The sequence below is a fragment of the Proteus sp. LHD240705 genome, from assembly GCF_047921555.1.
GTDB lineage: Bacteria > Pseudomonadota > Gammaproteobacteria > Enterobacterales > Enterobacteriaceae > Proteus.
Genome location: NZ_JBLRMI010000005.1, coordinates 220551 through 239729 on the forward strand (window position 1 = coordinate 220551; position 19179 = coordinate 239729).

At 37.4% G+C, this 19179-nt stretch carries 15 protein-coding genes; 6 read left to right on the forward strand and 9 right to left on the reverse strand.

Annotated features, from left to right (window positions below):
* Positions 1–145: 145 nt before the first annotated feature.
* Genes nadR through serB form a run of 3 tightly spaced genes read right to left on the reverse strand, consistent with a single transcriptional unit; the run spans position 146 to position 3809 of the window.
* Positions 146–1390 (reverse strand): multifunctional transcriptional regulator/nicotinamide-nucleotide adenylyltransferase/ribosylnicotinamide kinase NadR, encoded by a 1245-nt coding sequence (nadR, locus tag ACNART_RS11875; RefSeq protein ID WP_109374384.1) that lies wholly within the window; start codon positions 1388–1390, stop codon positions 146–148.
* Between the two features lie 11 nt (positions 1391–1401).
* Positions 1402–2793, reverse strand: a complete 1392-nt coding sequence (gene radA, locus ACNART_RS11880; protein ID WP_075672711.1) for a DNA repair protein RadA — start codon at positions 2791–2793, stop codon at positions 1402–1404.
* A gap of 38 nt (positions 2794–2831) precedes the next feature.
* The gene (serB, locus tag ACNART_RS11885; RefSeq protein WP_109374385.1) at positions 2832–3809 is read right to left on the reverse strand and encodes a phosphoserine phosphatase; all 978 of its coding nucleotides are present in this window, start codon (positions 3807–3809) and stop codon (positions 2832–2834) included.
* Between the two features lie 109 nt (positions 3810–3918).
* Between serB and ACNART_RS11890 the strand changes: the two genes are divergently transcribed.
* From ACNART_RS11890 to ACNART_RS11905, 4 genes are all read left to right on the forward strand, one after another.
* Positions 3919–4647, forward strand: coding sequence for a YtjB family periplasmic protein (locus ACNART_RS11890; protein ID WP_196532861.1), 729 nt, complete (start codon positions 3919–3921; stop codon positions 4645–4647).
* 226 nt (positions 4648–4873) lie between these two features.
* Entirely contained in the window at positions 4874–6415 is a 1542-nt protein-coding gene (locus tag ACNART_RS11895; RefSeq protein WP_198620696.1) for a YjjI family glycine radical enzyme, read from the forward strand.
* Positions 6387–7253: a YjjW family glycine radical enzyme activase gene (locus tag ACNART_RS11900; RefSeq protein ID WP_198626232.1), complete on the forward strand. Its 867-nt coding sequence runs from the start codon at positions 6387–6389 to the stop codon at positions 7251–7253. The genes ACNART_RS11895 and ACNART_RS11900 overlap by 29 nt, the downstream gene beginning before the upstream one ends.
* A 509-nt stretch (positions 7254–7762) precedes the next feature.
* On the forward strand, positions 7763–10687 hold the full coding sequence (locus ACNART_RS11905) for an autotransporter domain-containing protein (RefSeq protein ID WP_416303605.1): 2925 nt from the start codon (positions 7763–7765) through the stop codon (positions 10685–10687).
* A gap of 75 nt (positions 10688–10762) precedes the next feature.
* Here ACNART_RS11905 and ACNART_RS11910 read toward each other — a convergent pair whose 3' ends face one another.
* The 6 genes from ACNART_RS11910 to ACNART_RS11935 form a co-directional block, all read right to left on the reverse strand.
* Complete coding sequence (locus ACNART_RS11910; protein ID WP_198626233.1) at positions 10763–11401, reverse strand: ATP-binding cassette domain-containing protein; 639 nt, start codon at positions 11399–11401, stop codon at positions 10763–10765.
* 59 nt (positions 11402–11460) lie between these two features.
* Positions 11461–12258, reverse strand: a complete 798-nt coding sequence (locus ACNART_RS11915) for an ATP-binding cassette domain-containing protein (RefSeq protein WP_198621045.1) — start codon at positions 12256–12258, stop codon at positions 11461–11463.
* On the reverse strand, positions 12252–13064 hold the full coding sequence (locus ACNART_RS11920; RefSeq protein ID WP_198626234.1) for an ABC transporter permease: 813 nt from the start codon (positions 13062–13064) through the stop codon (positions 12252–12254). Before ACNART_RS11920 ends, ACNART_RS11915 begins: the two co-directional genes overlap by 7 nt.
* Positions 13061–14044 carry an ABC transporter permease gene (locus tag ACNART_RS11925; protein WP_416303606.1) on the reverse strand — a complete coding sequence of 328 codons (984 nt, stop codon included), beginning with the start codon at positions 14042–14044 and terminating at the stop codon, positions 13061–13063. The genes ACNART_RS11920 and ACNART_RS11925 overlap by 4 nt, the downstream gene beginning before the upstream one ends.
* The gene (locus ACNART_RS11930; RefSeq protein WP_198626235.1) at positions 14029–15612 is read right to left on the reverse strand and encodes an ABC transporter substrate-binding protein; all 1584 of its coding nucleotides are present in this window, start codon (positions 15610–15612) and stop codon (positions 14029–14031) included. The genes ACNART_RS11925 and ACNART_RS11930 overlap by 16 nt, the downstream gene beginning before the upstream one ends.
* Positions 15613–16016: 404 nt before the next feature.
* Complete coding sequence (locus ACNART_RS11935) at positions 16017–17006, reverse strand: glycosyltransferase (RefSeq protein WP_368927969.1); 990 nt, start codon at positions 17004–17006, stop codon at positions 16017–16019.
* 377 nt (positions 17007–17383) lie between these two features.
* Here ACNART_RS11935 and ACNART_RS11940 point away from each other — a divergent pair, with 377 nt between their 5' ends.
* Positions 17384–18757, forward strand: a complete 1374-nt coding sequence (locus ACNART_RS11940) for a type II toxin-antitoxin system HipA family toxin (RefSeq protein WP_198626237.1) — start codon at positions 17384–17386, stop codon at positions 18755–18757.
* Entirely contained in the window at positions 18754–19131 is a 378-nt protein-coding gene (locus ACNART_RS11945; protein ID WP_196532870.1) for a helix-turn-helix transcriptional regulator, read from the forward strand. Before ACNART_RS11940 ends, ACNART_RS11945 begins: the two co-directional genes overlap by 4 nt.
* Positions 19132–19179: the final 48 nt, after the last annotated feature.

Below are 19179 nucleotides of genomic sequence, written 5' to 3' on the forward strand. Positions count from 1 at the left end.
GTAAGTGATTTTGTTCTGATAGATCATCAGTGATAAAGAATACAAACGATCTATTCTTTAGAGGGAAGAGAGACGTTTAAAATTGAGTAATTATTTTTATTATTCAATGTAAAAAACGCCACTAATGGCGTTTTTAATCTTTATATTATTCAATATGCTTTGATTGCATCATCAATAATTCTCTCACTAATTCAACGCAACTTAAGAAACGTTCGTCATAATCAGGGGAATTAACTTTAATATATTCAATATTATTTTTATCGAGCATTTCCATCAGTAAGGTTTGGAAATAACGTCTCTCTTTATCACTGCCTAAACTACGCAAGCCATCAGCTACCCACGGCGTATTGTTTTCTAGCAAGATAACTAAATCAAAACGGTATTCATCAATCAGCGCTTGAACAAAGGGATGCTCTTTACCTTCATAACGTAAACAAAATGCTTGTGTAGTGACAAAATCCGTATCAACAAATGCCACTTTATTTGCATATTTAACAGCAAAATCAATATATTGAGCATGTCCCAATGCAATTTTATCGTAGTCGGAATATTGTAAGGCCATTTCATCCCCACCAAGGTGAGAAAACACATAATCACGACCATATTCCCATGCGCTGGTGGTATTGAAAATATTGGCGAGCTTATTGACTAACGTGGATTTACCACTGGATTCACCGCCTAAAATCGCCACTGTGCGCACAAAGAAGGGTTTTACTTCCGTTGGAATATATTCCCAATATTTAAATGGTGCTTGGCGAATTTGACTGCCACTGATATTCATAAATGAACGCTCAGGATCAATCAAAACCGTTTCAATCCCCAAGAAAGCATTATATTGATCCGCATCTTCTCGTTCGCTGGTATAGATAAAATCAGGGGTTATCTGCTTTTCTCGCAAAAACATTTTGATCCCTTCACTCCACATTTCCCAGCCATGGGGTTGTGGCTCTATACCGTGCTCGTCAAACTCATGAATACGAATATTTTTTTGATATTTAAAGGTTTGTAATAACCAACGCAATCTATCACTCACCGTTGGCTGTTGTGACATTGCACTGTTGATAAATAGATTTTTATCACGAGGCTCGTCATGACATAAAATGACATGTAATTCATCTACTTGGCTGCAAGCACGTTGAATTAAATAAATATGCCCCGTATGAAGCGGATAAAATTTACCAAAAATAACACCAATCGTTTTCTTTTTTACGGGATATTCTAACCCTAAAAATTGGTGTAAAGCCGACATCTTTTGAGCGCTGGGACTTTTGATTTTATTATTAATTAATTGGCTAAGATAGCCTTTTGTCATATCACTTTCATCAGCAACCTGTTGTAAAGTATAACCATTTTTTCTGATAGCCTGTTTGATATAATCAAAAGGTCCCATATTTCACTCCTTTAGAAATCTTCTAAATCATCGAGGACAGATAACGCATCTGACAGCTTTTTCACACCATACACTTTCATATCAGGGGGATTTTTTTTCGGCATATTTGCACTAGGTACAATCGCTCGTTTAAATCCATGTTTTGCTGCTTCTGCAATACGCTCTTGTCCGCTAGGGACTGGTCGAATTTCACCTGCAAGTCCGACTTCGCCAAATATCACTAAATCACGAGGTAAAGGACGATTACGAAAACTGGATACTAATGACAATAACAAGGCTAAATCTGCACTGGTTTCTGTGACTTTTACCCCACCAACCACATTCACAAAAACGTCTTGATCAGACATTTGTAACCCGCCATGACGATGTAATACAGCAAGCAGAATAGCTAATCTATTTTGCTCTAATCCCACTGCAACACGGCGAGGATTGGACAACATAGAGTGGTCAACTAAGGCTTGTATCTCCACCAGCAAAGGTCTTGTACCTTCCCACACAACCATAACAGAGCTACCTGATGTGATTTCATCACCTCGACTTAAAAAGATAGCAGATGGATTGCTCACTTCTCGTAATCCTTGCTCTGTCATCGCAAAAACGCCTAACTCATTAACGGCGCCGAAACGGTTTTTATGACTGCGTAAGGTACGAAAACGAGAATCCGTTTCACCATCTAGCATGACAGAACAGTCAATACAGTGTTCCAATACTTTAGGCCCTGCCAATGTGCCATCTTTTGTCACATGACCAACCATGATAATGGCAACATCATTGGTTTTAGCAAAACGAGTTAGATAAGCAGCGGTTTCTCGCACTTGAGCAACACTACCCGGTGAAGATTGAATATCTGCCATATGCATCACTTGAATAGAGTCAATCACCATTAATTTAGGTTGTTCTTGTGAGGCAATTAAACAAATTTGCTCAATGCTAGTTTCTGACAACATATTTAGCTCTGCTGTCGGTAAACCTAATCGATGTGCACGCATAGCTACCTGTTGGAGTGACTCTTCACCTGTAACATATAGCGTTTTCATTTCTGTTGCTAAACGACACATGGTTTGTAGCAATAAGGTACTCTTACCCGCGCCCGGGCTTCCCCCGATTAAAATGGCACTTCCAGGGACTACACCACCACCTAATACGCGATCAAACTCTTTAAAGCCCGTTGAGAAACGCGGTAAGGCTTCAAGGCTAATTTCAGAGAGCTTTTGAACTCGGCTAACGCCTTTTGCATCACCCGCAAATCCACTAAAGCGCTCATTACGGGAAGAAGGGGCGGCAGCAAGGCGCACTTCTGTAATTGTATTCCACGCATGACAAGCAGAGCATTGCCCTTGCCAACGAGGATAATCTGCACCACATTCATTACATACAAAGGCTCTTTTTGCTGCTTTTGCCACACTTCTCTCCCAACAATAACAATTTTAGAAAAACGCGCTTAACGCTCTTCGTGTTTTAGACCACCACTTAAAACGCACAATACACCCATTAGGTCGGCGTGACGAATAGCGACTTTTGCTTGAGCATACACTTTAGGTTTTGCATGATAAGCAATACCAAGCCCTGCTTTTCTCAACATTTTAAGATCGTTTGCCCCATCACCAATGGCAATGGTTTGTTCCATTGGGATCTCTAAATCTTTCGCTAAACGCGCTAACACTTGTGCTTTGTACTTCGCATCAACAATCGTACCTTTGACTTTACCTGTCAACTTGCCATCTTTAATTTCAAGATGATTAGCAACAGCAGACACTAAGCGTAATTTTTGTTTTAAATTATCCGCAAAATAAGTAAAGCCACCTGACGCAATAGCAATATGCCAATCCATCGCCTGAAGTTTACGCACTAAGCTGGTTAATCCCGGCATAAGAGGCAAATCATCCATCACCTTTTGCAAGATAGATGCATCAGCGCCTTTCAGTTCAGCAACACGCAACTTTAAGCTTTCACTAAAATCCATTTCCCCTTGCATGGCACGTTCTGTTATCTCTGCAACTTTATCGCCCACGCCAGCAAGTTTGGCTATTTCATCAATACATTCAATTTGAATCGCCGTTGAATCCATATCCATCACTAAAAGTCCTGGAGAACGTAAGCGAGGAATTTCACCTAGAGGAACGACATCTAGGCCACATTCATCAGATAAACGGCGAATTCGACGGGTTAGACTACCTGCGATACGTACCACTTGGTAATCGTCAATGCGCCATGAAGAAACCACCACGATTGCCACGCCTAATTTATGTTGGAACTCACTTATTCTTTTCTTATCAAGTTCACGTCCATAAAGTAACCATCCGCTATCACCCGCACGATAATCCAGTGGCATCACCTCTTCACCACTGAGTGATAACGGCAGACCTGGCCATTTACGGATCTCATCCGGTAAATAGCAATAGGTCAGACTATTTGACATACTTATTCTCCTGTTTTCCCCTGTCGGAACAAAATAATCGTTATTCAGCCTATTCTATCTCTGGCTCATCTGGCAACATGCATATACTTGCTTACGCAAAAGGATGAACATGCTTAAAGACAAACTAAAATTCAAACTCCAAAAAACGGCGATTATACTGATTTGTATCGCACTATTGGCATTTCTTATGCAAGGCGCGTCTTATTTTAGCCGTGCTAATCAGCATGCCCGTATTACTCAGTTTGAAGAGCTTGCAAAAACGCTGGCAGAACAAGTTGCGTTCTCTTTATCCACTTATATAGATGACAGTAGCAAAGATAACGTAAATCCCCTCATTATGGCTAATTTAAATCATCTAACTCATGATAGTCGGGTACTTGATGCCAGCCTTTATTTAGAAGATGGCACACAAATAGCGCATAGTGGTGAAAATGTCACGGTTAAAGAGCGATTAGCACTAGAAGGGCAAAAAAGTGGGGGCTCGTTTAATCACCAGCTTGTTGTGCCTGTGCCAGGTAAAGATAAACCCAAAGGCTTTTTAAGGCTCACACTGGATACTCATCAGCTTGTCACTGAATCTAGCCAAGTGGATAACACCACGAATTTATTACGTGTGATGTTATTGGTCGCACTTGCCATTGGCTTTTTGCTTTCTCATAACCTTCTTCAATTAACACCTGTTCATTGGCAACAATCGCCGTATTTATTAACGGCCAATTTACCACCTCGCACTGAAAAAGATGATATTGAAGAAAAAGAAAGTGATGAAGAAGAAGGAGAAGAAAATAATGTCAAAGAGAGAGATAACGACACCGAAAATAGCTCAAATAAAGCATAAACTCTTATCCGATTAAAAAATAAAAAGTGAGTTGAGTGATGAGCTGAACTCACTTTTTAGCCAACACAAATTGAATTTAGATATATCTAATTTATGCGTATTTTCGTGCTATTCCCTTAATCTTTAAAAGGGATTTGTTTAAAATCACAGTAAACCTTAGCCAATTCATTAATCTAAAAAGATAAGTTTTAAATCTTTTTCTGGCTCTTTGAGTGCTGAGGTGGTTATGACTGAACAATCTGTTATCCAACGTTGTCAACAAATCGTAGAAAACCCAACCCTTTCCCCTGAACAAAAACGTCATTTTCTCGCTTTAGAAGCTGAAAATATGCTGCCTTATCCTGCACTTCCTAAAGATGCAGCTAGCGCATTAGATGAACGGGTCATTTGCGATATGTATGAAGGTCATGCACCTTATAAACCTCGTTATGTATTACCTGATTACGCGAAATTTTTAGCACAAGGCTCTCGCTATTTAGAGCTAGAACCTGCACAAGATTTTGATGATGCACTAAACATGCTGACTATTCTTTATCATCATGTTCCATCAGTTACCTCAATGCCCGTTTACTTAGGACGTATTGATAAAATTTTACTGCCTTATGTCGGTTCTCTTACCGAAGAGCAGCTTTATCCTAAATTAAAACGTTTTTGGCGCTATCTTGATAGAACACTGCCTGATGCGTTTATGCATGCCAATATTGGCCCTGAAGACTCCATCATCACGCAATTAATTCTAAAAGTAGATGTCGAGCTTCAACAAGTCGCGCCTAATCTCACCTTTATTTATGATGCGAATTCGACGCCTTCTGACCTATTGCATCAAGCTATAACCAATATTTGCCATAGCAGTAAACCCCATATTGCCAACGGTACTTTACAAGATGCCGTATTTGGTAAAGATGAATACGGCATTGTGAGTTGTTATAACTCTTTACCTCAAAGTGGTGGTGGTAGCACTTTAGTACGGATTAACCTTAAAGAAGTGGCAAAGCGCAGCCAAAATAGCTGCGATTTTCTTGAAAATGTCTTGCCATTTTATATGCAAAAACAAATCGAGATCATCGATGCCCGCTGTGAGTTTCTCTATGAAAAATCCCACTTCTTTAAACAAAGCTTCTTAGTGGAAGAAGGTTTGATCTCACCTGATCGCTTTGCCCCTATGTTTGGAATTTACGGTATGGCAGAAGCCGTTGCTTTATTACTTGAAAAAGAAGGCAAACAAGTCGCTTATGGCGATAACGAATCAGCAAATAAACTCAGCTATATTATTAGTGAAAAATTAGCGCAATTTGTCGCGGATACCCCTGTGAAATATGGCTGGAAACAGCGTGCCATGCTACATGCACAATCGGGCATTAGTTCGGATATTGGCACAACACCTGCAACGCGTATTCCTTATGGTAAAGAGCCAGATCCCGTTACCCACTTAATGACTGTTGCACCACATCATGCGTTTTATACTTCAGGTATTAGCGATATTTTAACGGTAGATGAAACCATTAAACAAAACCCTGATGCATTAATGCAACTGTGTTTAGGCGCTTTCGCTTCAGGGCTAAGGGAGTTCTCAGCAAATGTGGGTGGAAATGATTTAGTGAGAGTCACCGGTTATATGGTGCGCTTATCTGATTTGAAAAAATACAAAGAAGAAGGCTCTCGTTTAAACACCACTTGGTTAGGCGATGAAGCCACCGCGAACTGCCATATTACTGAGCGTAAACCACGAGTTATCAGTTATGAACAGCAGATGCGTTTCGATAAATAAGATACTGCCCTTCTCTTGTGTCGATGGCCCGGGCAATCGCCTAGCCATCTTTTTACAAGGGTGTAATCTACGCTGTAAAAATTGCCACAATCCCTACACAATGGGGATCTGTGACAATTGTGGTGACTGCATTCTGACTTGCCCACAACAAGCACTTTCATTACAAAATGGTGTTATAAGTTGGAACAGTGCCAGTTGTGAACAATGCGACACCTGTATTCAGCAATGCCCTCGTCAATCAAGCCCGATGACATTAAGTTATACCGTTGATGAGTTAATCACTATTACACGTAAATACGCTGCATTTATTAATGGTGTCACTGTCAGTGGCGGAGAATCGACGTTACAACTTCCTTTTTTAATCGAATACTTTAAAACAATTAAGCAAGCCCCCGATCTCAAGCATCTCACCTGTTTAATCGACAGCAATGGCACACTTTCTCTTAATGGTTGGCAAAAAATAGCCCCTTATATGGATGGTGCCATGATCGATTTAAAAAGTTGGAGTGAAAAGACACATGTTTATTTAACCGGTCGTAGCAATCAGCGTATTAAAGAATCAATCAAATGGTTAGCTAATAATAATTTGCTTACAGAATTACGCCTTTTATATATTCCAGAAAAAACTGATTATTTAGAGAATATTGAATTACTTTCTCAGTTTATTAATTCGCTTGGTAAATCAGTATTAGTTAGAATTAATGCTTTTCATCAGCATGGCGTATATGGCGAAGCAAGTAAATGGACATCAGCACAAAAACAACATATTGATTTATTTAGTAAAGAATTAAATAAAAGAAATATATTCAACGTTAAAACCCCTGAAATATATTCATAACAAAAATCAATAAAAACAAAAAATAATAATTTAAAATTATAATAAATATAATTAGCAATGCATTTTAAAATAAAATCCATTTATATTGACAGAAAAAGAAGATCAAATTAGTCTTCAAAAAAACCTGCCAATATAAATGGAATACAATTTATGCTTATGAATAAAAAAAACTAAAACTATCAATTATTGCTTCAATAATAATTAATTCTACATATAGCTACGCTTTAAATAGTCCATCACCATTAATAGAAACAAATGACATTGAATTTAAATTTCAGGAGATTAATCGTAATAATTTAAACTTAGGTAATAATAGACATTTACATGGTACGTTTTCCGATAGAGATTTACCTCATTTTTTAAATCAGAAAAACACTCTAATTATTACAGATATAATCCTTGATGGTAAAGATAAAATTTTAAGTAAAAGAAAAAGAAATCTTATTAGCTACAATTCTGGAGCGAGCTTTGAAGAAATAAAAATAGACAACTTGCACAGAATAAATTTTTTGTCTTTATCAGATAATGGACAATTTGCGACAGGTTATGGAAAAACAGATGACAAAGAAAATGTTTTTTTCATCTATGATACACAATCAAAAGAAATTGTAACTATTGATGATATAGACAATCATTATTTCACTACTCATGACGGTTTATTCAGTCTTTATTCAAGAGATAATGATAGAGAGAAAACTTATGTTCCTTTTAAAAAAAGAACATTTTTTATTTATGATCTTAATAATAAAACAAAGATATTACTTTCTGAACTTGAAAATAGCGCACTAAAAGATCATCAAGAAAAAGAGAAATTTAAAGCTTATCAAACTCTCGATTTTTTAAAAGATAATCAACAAGATGAATATGATCGTGATAACATAATCGAAGATCAAAGTCCTGATATTATGGGAGTATCAGCAGATGGTCATTTTCTATATGGTTCACTAGACAGAAAAGGTAATCCACGCTTTCCGGCTCAATGGAAAAAATTAGAGAAAATAATACCCAGTTTAAAGGATGGAAAAGATTTAAAACTAACTGAAAAAGATATTGAAGAAATAGAGAAAACTGGTGCATTAGCTTACGAGGTAATAAAAAGAATAAGATTAGGTTATGTTTATGATAGAAAAAAAAATAAGTTAAATATTATTCGAAAAACTACTTATGGTTATGGTTCATCAAAAATAAATGCTTTTTCTGATAACAATATAGCCATTGGTTGGTTAGAGACAATGTTAACCGAAAAAGTAGCTATTGATTATGGTATTGATAATGTTATTGGCAAAGATATCAAACTGTTACGTAAAGCATTCGTCTATGATGCAAAATTAAATAAAATAATAACACCTCAAGCATTCACTAAAAACGAAAATTACAACTCCGAAGCAACCGATATTTCTCGTGATGGTAACATTATTGTTGGTTGGTCAGAAAATAATAAAAAAAGAAAGAATTTTGTAAAAGAATACAACGATGAAAATAGTGATATTGAATCAGAAAATCTGAGAAATGGCTTTGCTTATTTTTATAATAAGAACGAAATGATTTCATTACAAGGTCTAGGAAATGCTGATAATGAATCCGAAGCCCACTCATTGTCTAGAGATGGTCATTCTATTTTTGGTGTTGCACAAGATGGAGATAATAAATGGAAACTTGTCGCATGGAAAATAAATAATACAAAAGAAGATAAACAAATTATCGATGAAGAAACACTGCGACAAGAAGAGGCTAAACGCCAAGAACTCGCAGAGAAACAACGCCAAGAAGAAGCTAAGCGCCTTGAACTAGCAGAGAAACAACGCCAAGAAGAAGCTAAGCGTCAAGAACTCGCAGAGAAACAGCGACAAGAAGAAGCTAAACGCCAAGAACTCGCAGAGAAACAGCGACAAGAAGAGGCTAAACGCCAAGAACTCGCAGAGAAACAGCGACAAGAAGAGGCTAAACGCCAAGAACTCGCAGAGAAACAACGCCAAGAAGAAGCTAAGCGCCAAGAAGAAGCTAAGCGTCAAGAACTCGCAGAGAAACAGCGACAAGAAGAGGCTAAACGCCAAGAACTCGCAGAGAAACAGCGACAAGAAGAGGCTAAACGCCAAGAACTCGCAGAAAAACAGCGACAAGAAGAAGCTAAACGCCAAGAACTCGCAGAGAAACAGCGACAAGAAGAAGCTAAACGCCAAGAACTCGCAGAGAAACAGCGACAAGAAGAGGCTAAACGCCAAGAACTCGCAGAGAAACAGCGACAAGAAGAAGCTAAACGCCAAGAACTCGCAGAGAAACAGCGACAAGAAGAGGCTAAACGCCAAGAACAAGCAGAAGCTAAGCGCCTTGAACAAGAAGAGAAACAACGCCAAGAAAATACTAATGTTGAGATAGATAAAAATATTGAAAACACTATCTCTGTAGAAGATGAACTTGCACAACGCACTAAAGAAAAGGCCAAAGAGAAAGAAAACACAAAACCATCGATCGTTATCAGCAAACCTATCGACATTGAAAATACTTCTAAATCAATGCAATTAATGGCTGAAAACGGTTATAAACTGATGGATATGCAACAAGGACAACTGCGCCATTTAGCTTCAGCAACTTGTTCTGTGGGTACTGAAAAAGCCTGTATTAGTGGCTTTGCACACTACCAAAACATAAATAAAGCCAATGCAACACAAACGGGATTAAGTGGTGCTTATCGTTTTGATATCAACACTATTCCATTCGTTGTCGGACTTGCCATTGATACTGATGTCTATTCCTCATTACCTAAAGGGTATCAATATCAAGGTTATGCATTACCTTTAATTGGTTTTAGCCTAGATTTAATGCCATCACTCAATGCAGAATTAAATAACAATGCATTACATCTGTCATTAAAAGGGGCTTATTTAAATCGAAAAGTTTCTATCGAAAGACTGGTATTAGAAGATACTGAAGCGGGTAAAGGTAATGCTAAGATTTCTGGTTATCACATTGAGTTACAAGGTTACTACCCTTATTCAATAAACGATGATTTATTACTGACACCCTTTGCTGGGCTTACTTTTAATCAAATCTCACGTTCAGCTTATAGTGAAACTCAAAATGCACAATTTGCCGTACACTATGATGCGCTTAACGCACACTCATTGTTAGCCAAAATGGGATTAGGCATGGATCATTTATTGGGTTCATCTTTCATACTAAACACTAAAGCGGGTTTATTATGGAACCTATCACATCATCAAGGTGATTTTCGTAGCCATATTGATTATTTAGGTCAACAGGATATTGATTATTCAGAAAATAAAAAGCAGTTAAAACAACGCCCATTTGCTCATATTGGATTAACGTATCAAGTGGATAAACACTCATCTATTGGTACTAAAGCAAATTGGGAAATGACCACGTATCGCAATCACGATATGCAATTTGGTATTAACTACACCTATCGTTTCTAATTCCATATTGTTACGTTTAGCAGTAATATTTGGCTTCCTATAAAAATATAGGAAGCCATTTTTTTCACTAACGGATTAAGATAGTCCGTTATTTTTAATAGTAGAAATACTTTTTTCCGTATCAACCCACCACACTTTAGTCGAGACTTTTTCAAGTAACGCCTTATTGTGACTAAAGATAATCAAGCTTAAAGGTCTTTTTTGGCTTTCATCAATTAAAACTTTCCAAATTTCAGCTTGAATTTGGGCATCCAATTGTGCCGTTACTTCATCCGCAATCAATATTTGAGTGCGAGGATCTAACGCTCTTAATAAAGCAATACGCGCCAGCTCTCCACCCGATAATTCATTAGGCCTACGCGTTAACCACTCTTGCTTTATCCGTAATTTCTCAAACCAACTTTCATCAGGCGTCCAAGCATCTCGGAGGCTATCCCCTGTTGTTCGAAAAGGATTAAAACACTTATCAGGATGTTGAGGAACTAATTGAATGGGGCAATAACCCTTTTTAGGCAATGGGTTGCCATTAACAAGAATTGAACCTTGAGTGGGTGCTTGCCACTGTGCTAAAACACGACCTAAGGTTGTTTTTCCTGTGCCACTTGGCGCTGAAATACCAAGTCGGTCTCCCGCATTTAACGAAAAGGAGAGATCTTGCCATAACACCTTACCTGCTTGTTCCACAGATAATTGTTTTAACTCTAAAAGTGGCATAAAGATAACTCCAGAAATAACAGATGAAATGTATAAAAATAAGACTTAAGAACACAATATTATAATGGGTTAAGTGATGTTTCTTTTGTATTTATAAATTGTTGTTCAGGTAATGCACTCCAGAGTGTCTTCAACCACTCACTACCTTCATGACGATTAAGCACATTAGCGGGAATAATTTCGTTAACCTCTCCCTGATTAAGCACCGCTATCGTATCCGCAAACCGTGCAGCTAAAGCTAAATCATGTGTAACCCAAAGCACTGATTTACCTTGATTGCATAACGCTCTTAAATGCCCTAATAACAAACACGCATGTTCATCATCAAGCCACGAGGTGATTTCATCAGCCAAAATATATTGTGCATTAGAGAGTGTTGCATTACAGGCTAATACTCGTTTTGCCATTCCACCAGACAGTTTTGCTGGATAGGTTTTTACTAATGAGCTAGAAAGATGATAAAGACCGAGTTGCTCGACAATATCTTCGGTTGTGATATCAGCACCACTTAAACGCGCAGAACGGCTAAGCTGCTCACCGATACAGATCAATGGATTGAGAGCACTGACGCCTTGTGGAATATAACAAAAAGTATTGCCACGATAAGCAATAAGCTCTCGTTCACTTAATGTATGCCCATTCAGTTTAATCGCGCCACGAACTCGCATATTGGCAGGCAAAAGTCCTAGCGCACTTTGTAATAACAGACTTTTACCTTCACCACTGCCGCCCACTAATGCCAGCATCTTTCCGGGTTTAATATCCAATGAGATTGATTTTAGCAACGGCTGCCAATTTCGTTTTCCTAACCAACGAAACTGTGCGATATCAATGGAAAGCTGTTCAAAACTTAACATCCTGCCCCTCTTAGCCATAATTGCTGCATTGCTTTAGCAAATTGATCGAAAATCAATACTAAGCACATCAAAATTAACCCCGGAAACACCACCATCCACCAAGAGCCAGTACTTAAATAGCGTAGTGCATCTGCCAGTAATAAGCCGAGTGAAGGTTCATGCGCAGCCTGACCAAAACCGAGGAAACTTAACGCTGCGCTATGCAATACTGCATGAGGGAACATTAACAAGGTTCCCACGATCCACTGAGGTAATAGCATTGGAATATAGTGTTTTTTTACGCACTCAAAAGGTGAATTGCCAATACGACGCGATAACATCACATAATCCGCTTCACGGATACGCTGTATTTCACCTCGTAAAATCAATGCAAGTTTAGGCCAGTGAGTTAATGCCACTGCCCAAATCACCCCTTGTTGCCCACCACCTAACGTAAAACAGATCAAAATCAGCAGTAATAAATGAGGTAGAGCTAAGAGCGCATCAACAACACCTCTTACAAAAAAATCGCAATAGCGATTAATGGAAGAAATTCCCGCAAAAATCAACGCAATCGTGCCACTCACAACCGCACTTGTTACACCAATATTTAAGCTACTTAACATGCCTTGAAAACAACGTAGCCATAATGAACGACCTAAGTTATCCGTCCCAAACCAATATTGACCTGATGGGGCTTGATTCCTAGCCAGAAAATCCATTGCGATATCAGTATGAGAAACAGAAAAGCCATACGCCACTAACCCAATTAACGCGAGGGTAACTAACAAAAGTCGCAACAATGGCTTGTTCGGATCGTAAATCATGAGTCTCGCAAAATTCCTTTATTAATACGCCGTAATAGACCGTTAGAAATGCTATTACCGAAGAAAATCAAAATAGTGCTGAAAACCACAATACCCATTAATAGAGGAATATCACCTCGTAACCCCGCATCAACGGTTGCCTGTCCTAATCCCGGATAAGCAAATACTTTCTCTGCTAAGAGAGAGCCACCGAGCAGTTCACCAATGGATGCAAACTGTAAGCAAAGTGCAGGCGTAATGGCATGACGTAGAACATGAAATATCATCATAGCCCAACCTTTATCACCTTGCGCTTTAGCAAAATGGATAAACTCACTTCCCATTACTTCCGCAACTTTAGCCCGAGTATGCAGTGCGATATTCCCTGTTCCTAATAAACCAAGCGCAATCATAGGTAAGATAAGATGAGAAAAACGCTGGCTTAACGTTGCGGTCTCGGCACTACTTCCCATTGGCCACGCACAACAAATTGGCGCCCAATGTAAAGTGACAGAAAACAGAGATAACAACAGTAATCCTACCCAGAATGTCGGTAACGCGGCTAATAAATAAGATAAAGTAGAGATAATTCTATCTGGCCAGCGATTAAGGTATCGACCCGCGACTAATCCCATCGCAACACCAATAACACCGGAAAATACCCACGCTGAAAAAAGCAAAATAAACGAAGGCCCTGCACGTTCACGAATAACATCAATAACAGGCATGTTATACAACATAGAATAGCCAAAATCCCCTTGAAAGATTTGGCTAAACCAAAGCCAAAATCGCATCCATAAAGGTTGGTCAATTCCCCAACGCGCTGCAATTAAAGGATATTGTTCAGGAGGAACATTCAGTAGATCACTACCGATATAAGCCTTAATGGGATCGATTGGTGAAAAACTTAATAAAATAAAAACACCTGCTGTTGTCACCAACAGCAGGCAGAGTAATCGCAGGAAAAAACCTGCACTTTGACGTATTACTGACAAGTCCACTTCCAAGTATCTACGCTATTTAATAATGACCATGAACCATGGATTTCAGGTGTTCCTGTACCCAGATCAACACAAGGATTAGTTAAGTAAGTGTGTTGCACATTCATCAGCCAAGCCCAAGCAGCATCACCTTTTACACCCACACCGTTTTTACCATCCCACTCCACCGCTTTCCAATGAGGAACGGCTTCTTGCCATGTATGAGCATCAAGTGCGGCTTGTAGATGTTTTTCGACTTCAGGGTTTTTGTAATAACCTGGGTTATAATAACCAACACCCGCGGCATTAGCACTGTAGTGATGATATAACTCCATCGGATCAAGGCTACCCCAACCAAATAAAGTTGGATTTGAGTGCATATAGCGCTCTACGGTATCCCAACTTCCTGATTTAAGATCCATTTGAATACCAAGAGGTTGCACTAACGCACGAATTGACTCAGCTAAATCACGACGTGTTGCATCACCGCTGGTATACCATAAAGTGAGTTTTGCTTCTAAACCGTCTTTTTCACGAATACCGTTTTTATTCAGCTTCCAGCCTGCATCTTCAAGAATTTGTTTTGCTTTTACAATATCGCCATCTTTGAAGGCAGCTTCGGTTTGATCCCAAGGTAAGCCTTTTACGCCGGTATATGCAGGAACGGCATAACCATCAAGGACTTGTTCTGAAAGCAACTTACGATCTAGCGCGTAGTTAATGGCTTTACGAATAGCGATATCAGCGGTGATATCATTACCAATATCATAGCCTTGGGCGTTTTTCTCACCTGATTTTACCATTGGGAAAACAATACCGCGATTTTCAACACTTGGTCTTTCCCACAATTTAGTATTTGGTAAATTCTTAGCAATTGCAGCCGTTGCGGGTGGAATACGCACAATACCTAATTGCCCACTTTGCGCAGCAGCAAAAGCGGCATCTTCATCAAGAAAAACGAAAATCAATTTTTCAAAATCATTTTTCTGTCCCGCATAGTAAGGGTTTGCTTCAACAATTAATTGCTGACCTGGTTGGAAACTGACCATGCGATAAGGACCTGCACCAATTGGCTTTTGTGCGTAGGTTTTTTCATCATACTTATCGGCAGAAACAATACCTAAAGAGCCGAGCACGTTTACGAAAGTACTTTGTGGTGCTTTTAGCGTGATAGTGACATGCAAATCATCATCTGCTTTTGCAGAGAGGAAGTTACCCATATCAACTTTACCGCCACTGGCAGCCGCATTGTTATAAGTAAATACGATATCTTTTGCTGTAAGCGGTAAGCCATCAGAGAATTTTAAATCTCGCTTTAACGTTAATTTCCATGTTTTACCATCTTCACTTGGTTGATAGTCACTTAACATATTGCTATACCAAGAGAGATCCGCATTTTGCTTTAACAATGGACTATGGAGAAGTAAATAACTGCCATGACTCCAGCCCAGCATTGGGTCGAAGCCTTCTGTTGGCTCTTCACCAATAGCTAATTTTAACGTTTGAGCAGATGCAGCAAAAGGGACGCTTAACGCGGCTAAGCAAGTTAAGGTTGCTAATGATTGACGCCAACCAAACCGAATAGACATAAAACATTCTCCGATTTTTTAGATACGACTTATCATCAATCTCTATCTAAATAAGATGAAGAGGCTGAAGCAAGATAAATAACAATGGTAATTGTGATGCTCTGCAACTTGATGCAGATAAAGGCTAAACCTGTGGCATCATAATAAGTTTTTTTATTCAACTACTCGAATAATATTCGCCAGTTTATTGATTTTACATAAACTTTTATTAAGGAGTAATACTCATTATGGCAAAATTCTAGCAAGTGCACAGTATTTTTCTAATAAATAAGTTATATATTTATCATTGAATTTATTAGTGAGCGCAAAACGAAATAAAATGAATTTTTAACGAAATTAGATTATTTCCTTTTATTTAATATACATTGAAAATAAAAAAGGCACATTATTGTGCCCTCTTGTGATCATGAATTTAATATTCTTTTTAATTTAAAATAGCGTCGACCTAAACGCCAACGTAATCTTAGATCTTTCGCATTTTTCCAGATCAGCGCCCATATCCCTCTATCAAAAAATTCTTTAATGATTTGTTTTTTAATTTCAATAGATTGAATAGCAACAATTGAGTGAATAATTCCCAAACCCTCTTTTGCGATTTGCCAATAACACGCATTAATATTTTGAGCCACTTTCTTATGTTTTTGATTAATAGCATCAAGCATTTCTAATATTTTCATGTAATTATGAATTGTTCTAACATGAATACTGTCATTAGGTGTTGCATGAGAAACCGATCCGGAATGAATCAAGTAATCGTAATAGCGTTCATCGATATATTTAACCCGTCGCGCTGTTAATAACACTTCAGTTGTCCACGGAATATCTTGATGATGTAAACCTGGTTCAAAATAATAACCATGATCAAGTAAAAATTCACGACGATAAATATTTAGCCAAGTCGCATGTAAGAATTTTTTAGAGTTTAATGCAATTTCTAGCCATTGCGGCCCCGTTAAAACGCCCGTTGTCTGCAAGCGATTAGATGGAAATATAGGTCGTGAAGGACGCCCATCTGTATAAACATAATTACCATTACAGGTTAAAATATCCAAATTATCATCTTTAGCTACATTAAGCATTCTGTCATACATATTAGGATGAATTACATCATCAATATCAGGAAAAACAATATATTGACCTTTTGAAATATTAAATCCAACATTACGAGCAACAGATACACCTTGGTTTTCCTGATCAATAATAGTGACTTGAGGAAATCTTTCTTTCCATTCTTGCAATATTTTAAGTGAATTATCTCTAGAGCCATCATTAACTAAAATGAGTTCCCAATCATTTAATTTAATAGATTGTAATCCATTGAAAAATTGAGATAAAAATCTCTCACCATTATAAATGGCGACGACGATACTCAGTTGAGGTATAGAAGAAGACATAACCCACCTTTTATATTCTTAGCTAAGAAAAGAATTTCTCCTTAAATAGTTAGTATTGAAAACAAGCAAACAGAGTAATTCACAGAGTTAATTACCCTTAATTCATTCTTAATGAAAACTTAATTTTAACTAACTAAAGGTGAAAATGATATTTAATGAAGATAAGTATAATTAACTTCTTTTTATCTCTTATGAAGAAAGGGTTAAGGTGGTTTGTTTTTTAAAAGAGATAACTAAAGGGAAAATTAAGGTTAGCGTGGAGAATAAATGTTATTAGCAGGCATTCAATTTAACAATGCGTAATATAAGTTACAAAAAACTCATTTTTATGTTTTAATGAGTGAAATATCACTCATTGTATTTATAAGGCAATCAATATGGAAAAAGTAACATTACAAGCATTCCTTGATCAAGAATGGAGAGATATTGCTATTATTAACTTTCCTGATCATGATCGCACATTATATGCAAGCAAGTATGATATTACCTATCCAATCACTGAATTAGAGTATGAAACAAATTATTCAGTGGATTACCTGTATCAAGACGACAACCACTCTGTTTCTATTAATCATCCTGTTGCCCTTTATTTTGATGATAATGGCTCTCCAAGTTGGCTTAAATTTTTAGATGATATTGTACCTAGTGGAGCAAGTCGGAGATATTGGGTTCAATATCTTGATATTTCGAATTTGACTGTAGAACAACAAAACTATGAATTACTTTATCATGGTACTATTTCACCTATTGGTAACTTACGTGTAAAAGAATCACTGCCAGCCCCTTCTAACTTAAATGAACACCTTGTTTTTACTATTGATGATGTCAAAAATAGAGCCAGCGATTTTCTAGATTACGCACAACGTAAAGGCGCAGCCGCTGGTGGTGCAACAGGTGCCGGAGGCGAAGCTCCGAAATTGTTATTAAGATGCAGTGATAATGAAGAAGTTTGGATTGATACTTATCAAGATGATATATCTAACCATGATAAATATTACTTAGTTAAATTTCCGAGAGGAAAACGTTCAAGTATAGATTGTGATATTTTAAGAACAGAATATCATTTTTATCATGAACTTACTGCAATGGGTTTCAATACTATTTCTATTGAAGGTATGCGTCTAGAAGAAGGAAATAATTACCCTTCTTTATGGCTTCCTCGTTTTGATATCAAAAGAGAAAATCATAAAGTTATTCGTTTAGCTATAGAATCTGTCTATTCCATATTGAATAAAGCACCAGGCACAACTCTATATCATGAAACAGTGATCAGAGAATTAATTGATAAAATTAATCAAAGTAATATGGTCACCCAATTTGATTTTCAATTTGATACAAACGATTTTATTATTGAATGGGTAAGGCGAGATTTATTGAATATCATTTTTGGTAATAGTGATAACCATGGTCGAAATACTTCTTTTATAAGAAACAATAACTCAATCTATCTTGCCCCTATCTATGACTTTGCACCGATGAAGGCTGATCCTGAAGGTATTGCTAGAACAACAAAATGGCATTCACAAAGTGAAATGGGAGGAGAGTATAATTTTATTAATATCGCAAATTCTTTATCTGATTTAATACCACAAGAACAGTTAATTAACGCGCTAAAAGAAACCGCCTTACAACTCATTACGTTAAAAGAAAGATTAGAGGTAAGAGGTGTGCCAATACAAATCCTCACAATGCCTTCATTTGGTTTTGATTTTATACCTAATAAACTAGAACGCTGGGGATTACTATCATGAGTAATGTCAAAAATAAAATCCAAATAAGCAAATCTCCGGCTAGAGTATCTAAAACACGTCAATCTGTTGCAACCGTGGACAGAAAAGAAGTGATTAATCAGATCATGTCTCAGTTGTTATTTGGAGAAATAAGCCAAGGAGAGGCATTAAAAATATTAAGAATAAAAATATTAAGTTTAAACCAAGAACGCTATGCAAAACTTATTAATATTTCACGCAAGACACTATCAGAAATAGAAAATGACAAAGGTAATTATTCTGCTGACATTATTAATAAAGCATTTAAACCATTTGGATTAAAGATTGGACTGATCCCTTTTTCTCCTCATGTCTTATTTTCATTACTAAAAGAGCACAGCAATAACAATGCGTAATATAAGTTACAAAAAACACTTTTTTTATAACTAATGACACTTATATCA